The sequence below is a fragment of the Paenibacillus sp. FSL E2-0178 genome, from assembly GCF_038593005.1.
GTDB classification, from domain to species: Bacteria; Bacillota; Bacilli; order Paenibacillales; family Paenibacillaceae; genus Paenibacillus_AQ; species Paenibacillus_AQ phytohabitans.
The window spans coordinates 2810415-2821526 of sequence record NZ_CP151953.1 but is presented as its reverse complement, the minus strand read 5'-3'; the positions used below and the strand labels follow the sequence as shown (position 1 = coordinate 2821526).

Here is an 11112-nt window from a genome sequence, read left to right as displayed (position 1 = left end):
AAGTAATTTCGAACAGTGGAGGCTTGGCTGATGGCGTATTATTATGATTTTGGACCTGACGGCTCGGAAGTGAGTCAGGGATATACGAAGGTAACAGCGGGGGATGTATATGCTCGGGAGCGTGGATACGGTTTCACTGATTGCAGCCAGGTTACTGCACTCCAAAGGAATGAGGAAGCGCTGAGCGGGGACTTCTGTATCCCGTTCGGGGCCACCTTCCTTGCTGATGTGCAGGATGGGAATTATATAGTAACCCTAACTGCAGGAGATAAATATGCACCTACCCATACTACGCTGAGAAGCAATGGCGAGCGTTCAGTCCTGCCCGATATTCACACGGTGGCGGGACAAGTTGCCCGCGAAATGTTTGCCGTGAATGTGCGGGGAGGGCAGCTGAAGCTTAGCTTCGGAGGCTTGGCTCCGCGCGTGAATACACTTGAGATTGTCCCTTCCAAGGAACAGGTCACCCTGTTTTTGGCCGGTGATTCCACCGTTACGGACGCAAGCGAGGACGGATTCCCGTTCTCCGGCTGGGGCCAGCAGCTGCAGCGGTTCTTCAAGCACGATGTCGCCGTAGCCAATCATGCAGAGGGCGGGCGCAGCACCAAGAGCTTCATCTCCGAGGGCCGGCTTGATGTTATCCTGGAAGAACTTAAAGCGGGCGATTATCTGTTCATCCAGTTCGGACATAACGACCAGAAGAATGATGATGAGCGTCATACGGATCCGTCAACGACCTACATCGAGCATTTGCGCAAGTATATTGAAGCAGCCTATTCCCATAAAGCGACTCCCGTGCTCATCACCTCTGTGCACCGCCGGTTCTTCGATGCTTCCGGGAAGCTGCAGGATACGCATGGAGCCTATCTTGATGCGGTGAAGCAACTGGCTGAGGAGGAAGGCATAGCGTTGATAGATTTGGCAGCGAAGAGCAAACGGTTATTCGAAGCGGAGGGCCCCGAAGGCACGAAGTCTATCTTCCTGTGGGGTGAGCGGGGAGAATGGAAGAACTATCCAGGCGGTGTCCGGGACAACACACATTTCCAGGAGCGCGGCGGCCTGAGGATTGCCGAACTGATTGTTGAGGGCATCCGGGAGAATGAGCTGCAGACGCTCATTATGTATTTGAGATGAATGGATAGTTCAGTTCTTTCTTCGATAAAAGTCTGGGCTTGATCTGACCGTTCCGGCGGATGGACACCATTCCGGACGGTGAACCGGATTCCGGTTTGGCCGGAAAAAGCCGTGATTTCAGTAAATATAAGCTCAAATCAGGACGCTGTCCCGCACCGGGAAGCGTTCTTTTTTTGGTCTTCAAGGGCGAGGGGAAGCCCGCCATACCGCGCTGTATAAGGGTTCGGAATTCGGATAAGGCTCCAGAAATGAGTCTATTGTGCGGGTCTGCAGCGCCGGCGTATAGTGTGGTTATTCAAGTCCGGCTGGCAGCATCAGCCAGGGGAGAGAGCAGACATATACGTCAAGCAACCGTAAGGGAAGGGATGTTCATGAACCAGAGTATTGCAGGGTCAAAAAAGAAGGTGTTACCGCCGAAGACAATTAAACCGAAGCGGATCGCGAAGGGGATCTGGAAGGACTATCAATTATATTTGCTTCTACTTCTTCCAATCGCCTATTTCATTATTTTCAAGTACGTACCGATGTACGGTGCAGGGATTGCCTTTCAGGACTATAGCATTTTCAAAGGGGTAAGCGGAAGCGAATGGATCGGCTTCGAAAACTTCAAGGAGCTATTCGCGATGAGTCAGTTCTATACGGTCGTGCGGAATACGCTGCTGCTGAATCTGCTGGATCTGATCGTTTCCTTTCCGGCGCCGATTATTCTGGCTCTGATGCTGAATGAGCTCAGAATCGTCTGGTTCAAAAAGATATCGCAGACCATTCTGTATCTGCCGCATTTCATTTCCTGGATCATCATCGGCGGTCTCGTGTACCAAATCTTTTCCAATAAAGGCGGTCTCGTCAACAATATGATCGTAGCGCTAGGCTTCGATTCCGTGCCGTTCCTGACAGAGAAGAATCACTGGCTGCTCGTCTACTTGGGAACAGGAGTCTGGCAGAGCGCAGGCTGGGGCACAATTATTTATCTGGCTGCACTTACAGGCATCAATAAGGAGCTGTATGAGGCTGCAGAAGTGGACGGAGCCGGAAGATGGCGGAAGATGTGGAATATCACGCTGCCGGGAATCCGCTCAACTATTGTGGTCATGCTGATTCTGGCCCTTGGCAAAATTATGACCATTGGCTTTGAACGGCCGTTCGTAATGGGGAATGCGCTGGTCATGGATTATGCAGAAGTTATAAGTACCTTTGTCTATAAAGTGGGTCTTCAATCGGCGCAATTCTCGCTGGCCACCGCGATGGGCTTGTTCCAGGCATTGGTAGGACTCGTCTTCGTCATCGGGTCTAACGCGATTGCGAAGAAGATGGGGGAACCCGGGCTATGGTAGGAGGCAAAGCAATGAATAACAAAATCAGACAAAACCCGCGTCTCTCAGACGTGCTTATCATGATTTTTATCGGAATCACAGTGATTATAAGTATCCTTCCGTTCTTGAACATTATCGCGGTATCCCTGAGCTCGAAGGAAGCGATTATCTCCGACAAAGTAACCATCTTTCCGCGGGGCTTCAACATTGAATCCTACAAGCTGGTGTTCGCGGATATCCGCATGCTGAAGTCGATGGGACTTACCATCGTGCTGACAGTGATCTATACAGTTCTGAGCATGATCATGAGCATCTGCGCAGCCTATCCGCTGACCAAGGACAATCTGAAGGGCCGGTCCTTCTTCTCGATGCTGATCATCTTCACGATGTTCTTCAGCGGCGGTATGATTCCCGAGTATCTGCTGGTGAAGGAGCTCGGCATGCTGGACAGCTTAACGTCGCTCATCGTTCCAGGCATGATCAGCGCCTTCAATCTGATTATCCTGCGGACCTTCTTCACTTCAATTCCGCCAAGTCTGGAAGAGTCAGCCTATCTTGATGGCAGCTCCCATATCGTTACCTTGACGAAGATCGTCCTTCCGCTGTCGCTGCCCGTACTGGCCACACTTAGCTTGTTCTATGCGGTCTCCAGATGGAACACTTACATGGATGCACTCTTTTATATTACGAATTCGAATTTGTATCCCATACAGCTAAAGCTGTATCAGGTGGTTATGAACAGTATGGTAACGGATCTCACAGCGCAAGAAGGAGCCATGCAGACTGAAGTTATTGCTGAAGGTATCAAGGCTGCCAGCATCATGTTTGCTACGATCCCGATTCTGATTGTGTACCCGTGGCTGCAGCGGTACTTTGTATCCGGCGCCATGGTCGGAGCTGTCAAGGAGTAGCGGTTGATCACTTCGCACTTGCGAAGTTGAAAGACATATAGCACAATATCACCATAAAGGGGAGTACAAACATGAAAACAATTCATAAGAAATGGTTCGCGGCTCCTGCAGCAGCATTGCTGCTGGCAGGTATGCTGTCAGGCTGTTCCGGCAATTCAAATGAGGGGGCCTCATCCTCTGCAGCACCCGCTTCCGGGGGAGAAGCGGCGGCTACCCAGAGTAAAGATCCCGTTACACTGAAAGTGGAAGTGTTCGACCGCGGTAACGCACCTGCCGGTGCAGGCCCGGTTACCGATAACTACTGGACCCAGTGGATCCAGAAGAACTTTGGTGATCCTAACAATATCAAGTTGGAATTTGTACCCGTTCCGCGTAATCAGGAGGTTGATAAGCTGAATGTGCTTATGGCCACCGGCGACGCTCCGGACCTTGTCTTCACTTATGACATGAATACCATATATAACTATGTTAAGGATGGCGGTTTAACAGAGGTCGGCCCGCTGATCGAAGAGAATGGTCCGAACCTGAAGAAGTTCCTGGGGGATGAAGTTCTGGCCTATGGTGTATTCGACGGCAAACAGTATACGATCCCTGCCAAACGCCCGCTGCAATATGCCCAGTCCTCTTATATCCGTAAGGACTGGCTGGATAAGCTGGGCTTGCCGGTGCCGGCGACGACTGAAGAATTCTACGAAACTATGAAAGCGTTTAAAGAAAAAGATCCGGGCCAGGTTGGGGGTAAGCTGATTCCTTACGATTTCAGCGCTATTGACGGCACGACGATTACAAGCCCTATGGTTCTGGTTAACTCCTTCGTGAATAACTTAACGGAAGAAGAAACCTATATGTACACCTCAACCAGCTACATTCCGGAAATTTCAAAGCCGGGTTACAAGGAAGGTGTGCAATTCCTGAACACCATGAATGCTGAGGGCCTGATCAATTCGGACTTCGCACTGGACAAAGACGGCAAGCAATTTGAGGGTGATGTGGCCAATGGCTATGTCGGCGCATTCACTGCACTCGCGGCCCACGCTAACCTGATGGCACCGGGCAAGGTTTTCGACACCTTGAAGCAGAATGTTCCCGGCGCTGAATATGTAGCCATGGACCCGTTCACGGATGAAGAAGGCAAGACACCTAAGTCCATTTACGATCCGATCGGTATGCATATCATGATTCCGAAGACAAGCAAGCATGTCGCAGAAGCAATCAAGTATCTGGACTGGATGTCCCAGAGCGATGTGCTCTTTACGCTCCAGAACGGTAATGAAGGCGAGCATTATACGCTTGAGGACGGATTCCCGGTAGCGATTACGTCGGATGAGGCGAAGAAGACATTCTACAATAACACCGACATCGCTATACTCTCCAATGGTAAAGACTTCGGATCTGAAGAGAAGAATATCGAAGCTGCCGCACTCCAGACGCCGGATTACAAAGAGCTGTCGAAGCAGACGATCCTTAACGCCCTCAAGGATGGATACACACTGCCGCGCTTTGAGCGTCCGATTGAATCCGAGATCAAATACGGCGATACCTTGAAATCCAAGGCAACAGAAGGTATTGTGAAAAGTATTGTATCGAATCCCGATAAATTCAGTGAGACTTATGATTCCTATGTGAAGGAATATCTGAAGATCGGCGGCCAACAGGTCCAGGATGAACGTAAGGCTGCTTATGCCGAAATGAAGAAGTAATCAACTCATAATTAAACCATTAATCCAAAAAGCAACGGCAAGCCCCAGATTTTCCCATGGGATTTGCCGATATTTCTATGTACAAAGGATGGCGGAGACAATGAAAGTCAATAACAGCTATATTATGCGGATGCTCCTATCATACCTGCCCATTCTATTCGTCACGATCAGCATTTTGACTTTCATTTTCTTCTCCATCATGAATCAGTTCAATGTCAGTAATGCCTTGCAGGCCAACCGTCTGACAGCCAAATATGTGGTGAATATGACGGATACTTCACTCAAGGCAATTTCCTTCGAGGCGCAAGAGGCCATCGATACCGGGGGGACGCTGCAGCAGTTCCTTGATGCCCCGTCAGACCGGGCCCTGGATTTCGATGCCTCCAATATGCTGAGCACCATGATGATCCGCTTCGGGCTGATCGATTCGGTCTATCTGTACCGGGCCAGAGATGGTATGGTGCTCGATCAGAGCACGATACAGCCGCTGGGGCAGTTTGCCGACCAGAGCTATATCCGGGCAGCGCTGGACCAGGCCTATACCGGGGTCTGGTCTTCGCCGCGCCTGAAAGAGAGCCAGGGAATACAAGGGACCTCTAAAGTGAATGTGACCTCTCTTGGCTTCAAGATTCCGCGCAACTCCGGCAGCCTCGGCTACCTGATTATCAATGTGAGGACCTCTTCCCTGAGCTCGTATATCGGCCAGGCCATCGACCCGACGATCACCGAAGCGCAGATCTACGATAATAAGGGCCAGGCGTTCTTCGGCGAGAATGCTTCGCTCACATCAAAAAGCAGGTTAAGTGTAGATATCGAATCCGATTATACGGGCTGGACGTACAGGGTAGGGATCAAAGGCGGCCAGCTGCTGAGCTTCCTGTTCCACGGCAGCACAGTCTGGATCATGCTGGGGCTGGCAGTCATTGCTTTTGCCATTGGCACGACATTCTACGTCACCCGGCGGAATTATAGACCCATTGAGACCATTCTGCACCGGATTGAGCGGTTCTCACAAGCAGTTATCCCACCGGATTCCAAAGAGAAGGAGAATGAGTTCGCCTTCATAGATCAGGCCATTGAGCGCTTAATTACGAATAATATGGCCTTTCAGGAGCAGCAGGAGGAGCATCTGGTCATCCGCAGGCAGCAGTTTCTGCAGACGCTGCTCAAGGGAGAATATGAAGACGACCGGGAGACCTGGGAGCAGGAGCGGCAGCATTTCGGCCTTGCCGGGGGCCAATATATTGTCGGGCTGCTGGAAATGGATCATTATGTGGATTTTGCCTTGAAATACAGCCCGGGCGATCAATCCCTGTTCAAATTTATTACCAGCAGCGTTGCGGTGGAAGTCTCACAGCAGAGCGGTATGCGGGTTGTTGCTGAATGGATTACGAAGAATCAGCTGGTGCTTCTTCTGATCGAGGAGAACGGCGGGCCGCTGGAGCATCATATGCTGCAGATTGCGGAGCAGATCCGCTCCTGGGTGGAGGGTCACCTGAACTTCACGGTGACTCTTGGCATCGGCACGGCGGTGGACAATGAACCGGCTATTGCCGTTTCATATGATGAGGCGGCGGCTGCCGTCAGCCGCAAAGTCTCGCTTGGCCTCAACCGGGTGATCGACTCGGTGGAGGTGAAGGAGAACAAAGACGGGGAATGGTTCGCTTACCTGGAGATGATCCGCTCGATGGTCCGCCAGATCCGGATGGCTGAGCCTGAATGGCTGGATGAGCTGAAACGGCTGTTTGGCGAAATGGCTGTTCATCACCTGCGCAAAGAAGACGTGGAGCGTCTGCTGCATTATTTCATATTCCACCTGGAATATGAACTGGAGCGGCTGCTCCCCGAAATTACGGAGCCCTGGGTTCAGGAAGTGAAGCCGGGCCTGCTGACCTCTGTGGAGCAGTCGGATACGCTGGCACAGCTGGAAGGCGACTTCCTTGAAACCATCGGCCGGCTGTCGGGCCGGATCACAGAGCTGTCGCAGAACCGGCGGCATAATACGCTCATGCGGGAAATCCGGGACTACGTCGCGGAGCAGTATATGGACCCGAATCTGTCGCTTACGCTGCTTAGTGAGAAGTTCCAGATCAGTCCGAAATATCTGAGCCAGCTGTTCAAAGAAAGCATCGGGCAGAACTTCAGTGATTTCCTGATCGGACTGCGGATTGAGCATGCCAAGAAGATTCTCCGGGAAACCGATGAAACGGTGCAGGATATCTCAAATGCGCTTGGCTACGCGAATCCCACCTCTTTTATCAGAGTGTTCAAGAGAATCGTCGGGATATCGCCGGGGCAATACCGTGAGGCCAATGCGGGTACCGTATCCGGACCATTCATTGAAGACGGGAAGATGCAGGATAAGTGAGGCGTAGCGAAGGTAAGGGCATAGGGGGAACTGCGGGCAATGTCTATATTCTCCTAATCGGGTGACTTGAAAATTAAGGTTTGATATAGCCGGCTCCATTTACAATGGTAGGGATAGTTACAGCTAATTGAAAATGGACAGGAGCGCGGCCAATGCAATATACCAACCCCGTAATACCCGGATTTCATCCCGATCCCAGCATCTGCCGGGCAGGTGACGATTATTATCTGGTGACCAGCACATTTGAATATTATCCGGGAGTACCCATTTTTCACAGCAGGGATATTGTTCATTGGCGTCAGATTGGACACTGCCTTACAACGGTCGGACAGCTGCCTCTGGAGAATGCAGGGAGCTCCGGCGGAATATACGCCCCGACGCTCCGCTATCATAACGGCTGGTTCTATATGGTGACCACCAACGTTAGCGGAATGGGCAATTTCTTCGTCAAGACACAGAACCCGGAAGGTCCCTGGTCACAGCCGTACCCGGTTGCGCAGAGCGGCATCGATCCTTCCCTGTTATTCGATGAGGACGGACGCGTCTACTTTCAGTCCGCCCGGGACGGTGAGCAGGGGAACGGGATCTACCAGTGTGAGATTGATATCGAAACCGGGAGTATGCTGACAGAGAGTATGCTGATCTGGAAGGGAACCGGCGGCGCTCATCCCGAGGCTCCGCATGTCTACCGGATTAACGGCTGGTACTATTTGATGATCGCCGAGGGCGGAACGGAATACGGGCATATGGAGACCATCGCGAGAAGCCGCCAGCCTTACGGGCCTTATGAAGCTTGTCCGCATAACCCGATTCTGTCCAACCGCAGTATGCACAGCAGCATACACGCTACGGGTCATGCGGACCTGATTGAAGCGCAGGACGGCAGCTGGTGGGCGGTTTGCCTGGGGATCAGGCCGGTCTCTTATCCGATGGGACATCATTTGGGCCGGGAAACCTTTCTGGCTCCGGTGACCTGGACGGCTGAAGGCTGGCCGGTGATTGGAAACGGCGGCCACATCGAGCCGGTTATGGACTCGCCGCTGCTGCCGGAAGTTTGCTGGCCGGTCAAGCCTGTGCGGGACCATTTCGACGACAACTGGCTTGGCTTGGACTGGACTTTTCTGCGCAATCCCGCAGAGGGAAGCTGGTCGCTGGAGGAACGGCCGGGCCATCTGGTGCTGCATGGCCACGAGGCCACGCTGAATGAGGCTGCTGCGCCTGCTTTTGTTGGCCGCCGGCTTAGTCACTTCACGGCCAATATAGCCGCAGCACTGGATTATGAGCCGCAGCATGAAGGAGAAGAAGCCGGGCTTACGGTATATAAGAATGAGAGGCATCATTATGAACTGGTCCTCCGCACTGCGAACGGCCGGAGGGTCGCCGTGTTCCGGCGGACGGTCGGTTCGCTTCGGGTGGAGCATATGGAGGAATGTCCGGCCGGACCGGTTATTCTGAGGATTAAGGCGCTGCCCGGCAGCATAGAAGCCTCGGTTCAAAGCCCGGAGTCCGGGGTGACGGAACTTGGCAGCGGAGAGACACATCATCTCAGCACAGAAATCTCCGGAGGATTCACAGGCGTATTCGTAGCGATGTATGCAACGTCAGGGTCTGGGCTGGCCGCTCCGGCAGCGTATGACTGGTTCGATTATGAGCCGCTGGATCAGCCCGCGGTATAGAGTACGGAGCAGGGGGCCATGCAGACCTGCTGTATGGACCCCTGCAACTGCTGCCCTGGCGGCAGGATCACCTGTCCCCGCTGGGGTTTAAACTATAACTGATTGAGCTTGCTTTCTGGCTCTTCACCATTTCCTACACGTTTTATATTATTTATGAAGAAATCATATCTTTTTTTATGGAATTTTCGGCCATCAGGCATTCCTGCTGTATGAGGAGTAAGGATCACATTATCCAGATTCCGGAGCTCACTGTCAATGGGAAGCGGTTCCGATTCAAACACATCCAGGCATGCGCCTGAAATATCCCCGTTTTTTAAGGCATCTATCAAATCTCTTTGATTGACAATCCCGCCCCGGGCTGTATTGATGAAAAGACTGGTATTCTTCATTTTGCTCAATGCCGCTTTGTTGATCAGCTGTTTGGTTTGCGGAGTCAAGGGTACATGTACACTGACTATGTCCGATGTGCTTAGAAGAGTATCGAAATCTGTCATTTTCACCAAACCGTCTGATTGAGGAGCAGCATGTCTCGCATAAGCCAGCACATTCATATCAAAAGCCCCGCAAAACGCAGCTACTTTTTTGCCGATAGCGCCCAAACCGATAATCCCAATCGTTTTGCCGTTTAATTCACTCCCTGTATAGTCCAGTTGATGTTCATCCAGCTTGTTTTTCATGAAATGATCAAGAAACGGTATGTTTTTATAATAAGACAATATCAGTGCCATTACGTGCTCGGCCACTGCCTGTGCATTCACTCCTGCAGCATTGGCCACCCAAATACCAAGCTGTGTACAGGCAGGGATATCTACATTATCAAATCCTGCACCCGTCTGTACCAATTTTAATTTTTTGGCGTTAGCAAGCAGGCTGTGATCCACTTTAATATGTTCAGGGATGAGTACCTGGCAGTCTTCAATATGATGCAGCATTTCTTCTCCGGGCGGTACAATAACCACGTTCCAGTCTTGTGGAAAATACCTTGCAATATTTGATTTTGCGGTCTCGTTAAAATAGCCAACGATGAGAATCTTCATTACTTAACCACCTTTCATATTTTTAAACATACTGAATAATTTTGTGAAACACAAATACTACTGCTGATTGCGGTAAGCCTTCGGGGACCTGCCGTACGTTTTTTTGAAGAGGCGGATGAAGTAGTTGCTGTCATTAAATCCGCACCTATAGGAGATTTCGGTAATGGGGTGTCTGGTTTGCCTGAGCAGAGAGCAGGCCTGTTCCAGCCGGAGGCGCTGAATATAAGCAATCGGTGTAGTCTGATAATACGCCTGGAAGATCCGGTTCAAATGCCGGACAGAGATATCTGATTTGGCGGCAATGGAATCAAGGGTAACCGGTTCATGATAGTGATCCTCGATATAGGAGATCGCACTGGCGAGGTGCATCAGGCTGTTGTCCACGCCCTTCTCCTGAGTGTCATAATGTCTGGACAGATAAACGACAAGCTCCATGAATCTGGAGGCGAGCATGGTCTGATAGCCGTGGTGCTTCTGCTCATATTCGTTAATCATCCCGGCCACAAGCGATGACACATATTCCAGGCTGACGATGGGGAGGTTCATTTTGCTTTTATAGGTGTTAATGCTGCGGTAAAAGGGTTCTAAGACAAACAGCGCCTGATAGCCGTTCAGCGTTCTTAAGTCCGGTCCGGCCAGCTTGAGCATATCGGCTTTGTACATAATGTTGCAGATCTTGAAATCATACGGGTCCTTATACGCATGCGGAGTACCGCCGTTAATGACGAATACATTGCCTTTCTTGATAAAGGCTTCCTCATCATTGACGATATGCGAAGCATGCCCCTTCAGCACAATCACAAGCTCCGAGAAATCCGCATGCATATGCAGATCCATATCTTCCTCGTGCCCGCCGTATTGAATAAAGAACGGGAAATGCTCATCGGTCGTGAACCAGTTCAAATATACATTGCTCATAAAGCTCCCACCTCTGAAATACGTGTTTGTCTATATAATGCTAGTCTGCGACTCG

Annotated in this window: 8 protein-coding genes; 6 read left to right on the top strand and 2 right to left on the bottom strand. The window is 51.1% G+C overall.

Annotated elements, in window-relative coordinates:
* The first annotated feature begins 30 nt into the window (after window positions 1-30).
* The 6 genes from MHI42_RS12330 (at window position 31) to MHI42_RS12305 (ending at window position 9102) form a co-directional block, all read left to right on the top strand.
* Window positions 31-1134: a GDSL-type esterase/lipase family protein gene (locus MHI42_RS12330; protein ID WP_342423960.1), complete on the top strand. Its 1104-nt coding sequence runs from the start codon at window positions 31-33 to the stop codon at window positions 1132-1134.
* Window positions 1135-1505: 371 nt separating this feature from the next.
* Complete coding sequence (locus tag MHI42_RS12325; RefSeq protein ID WP_342424732.1) at window positions 1506-2468, top strand: ABC transporter permease subunit; 963 nt, start codon at window positions 1506-1508, stop codon at window positions 2466-2468.
* Window positions 2469-2479: 11 nt separating this feature from the next.
* Window positions 2480-3358 (top strand): carbohydrate ABC transporter permease, encoded by an 879-nt coding sequence (locus tag MHI42_RS12320; protein ID WP_171716926.1) that lies wholly within the window; start codon window positions 2480-2482, stop codon window positions 3356-3358.
* A gap of 71 nt (window positions 3359-3429) precedes the next feature.
* The gene (locus MHI42_RS12315; protein ID WP_342423959.1) at window positions 3430-5058 is read left to right on the top strand and encodes an extracellular solute-binding protein; all 1629 of its coding nucleotides are present in this window, start codon (window positions 3430-3432) and stop codon (window positions 5056-5058) included.
* Window positions 5059-5158: 100 nt separating this feature from the next.
* Window positions 5159-7426, top strand: coding sequence for a helix-turn-helix domain-containing protein (locus MHI42_RS12310; protein WP_342423958.1), 2268 nt, complete (start codon window positions 5159-5161; stop codon window positions 7424-7426).
* A gap of 152 nt (window positions 7427-7578) precedes the next feature.
* On the top strand, window positions 7579-9102 hold the full coding sequence (locus MHI42_RS12305) for a glycoside hydrolase family 43 protein (RefSeq protein WP_342423957.1): 1524 nt from the start codon (window positions 7579-7581) through the stop codon (window positions 9100-9102).
* Between the two features lie 92 nt (window positions 9103-9194).
* On the opposite strand, the gene MHI42_RS12300 is transcribed toward MHI42_RS12305, so the two are convergent.
* Together MHI42_RS12300 and MHI42_RS12295 are read right to left on the bottom strand one after the other, a co-directional pair.
* Window positions 9195-10139, bottom strand: a complete 945-nt coding sequence (locus MHI42_RS12300; RefSeq protein ID WP_342423956.1) for an NAD(P)-dependent oxidoreductase — start codon at window positions 10137-10139, stop codon at window positions 9195-9197.
* Between the two features lie 57 nt (window positions 10140-10196).
* Window positions 10197-11057, bottom strand: coding sequence for a helix-turn-helix domain-containing protein (locus MHI42_RS12295; protein WP_342423955.1), 861 nt, complete (start codon window positions 11055-11057; stop codon window positions 10197-10199).
* Window positions 11058-11112: the final 55 nt, after the last annotated feature.

Bases quoted from the DNA above. Each gene is read 5' to 3' on its own strand.
- MHI42_RS12330 (WP_342423960.1), top strand. From the start codon at position 31: ATGGCGTATTATTATGATTTTGGACCTGACGGCTCGGAAGTGAGTCAG.
- MHI42_RS12325 (WP_342424732.1), top strand. From the start codon at position 1,506: ATGAACCAGAGTATTGCAGGGTCAAAAAAGAAGGTGTTACCGCCGAAG.
- MHI42_RS12320 (WP_171716926.1), top strand. From the start codon at position 2,480: ATGAATAACAAAATCAGACAAAACCCGCGTCTCTCAGACGTGCTTATC.
- MHI42_RS12315 (WP_342423959.1), top strand. From the start codon at position 3,430: ATGAAAACAATTCATAAGAAATGGTTCGCGGCTCCTGCAGCAGCATTG.
- MHI42_RS12310 (WP_342423958.1), top strand. From the start codon at position 5,159: ATGAAAGTCAATAACAGCTATATTATGCGGATGCTCCTATCATACCTG.
- MHI42_RS12305 (WP_342423957.1), top strand. From the start codon at position 7,579: ATGCAATATACCAACCCCGTAATACCCGGATTTCATCCCGATCCCAGC.
- MHI42_RS12300 (WP_342423956.1), bottom strand. From the start codon at position 10,139: ATGAAGATTCTCATCGTTGGCTATTTTAACGAGACCGCAAAATCAAAT.
- MHI42_RS12295 (WP_342423955.1), bottom strand. From the start codon at position 11,057: ATGAGCAATGTATATTTGAACTGGTTCACGACCGATGAGCATTTCCCG.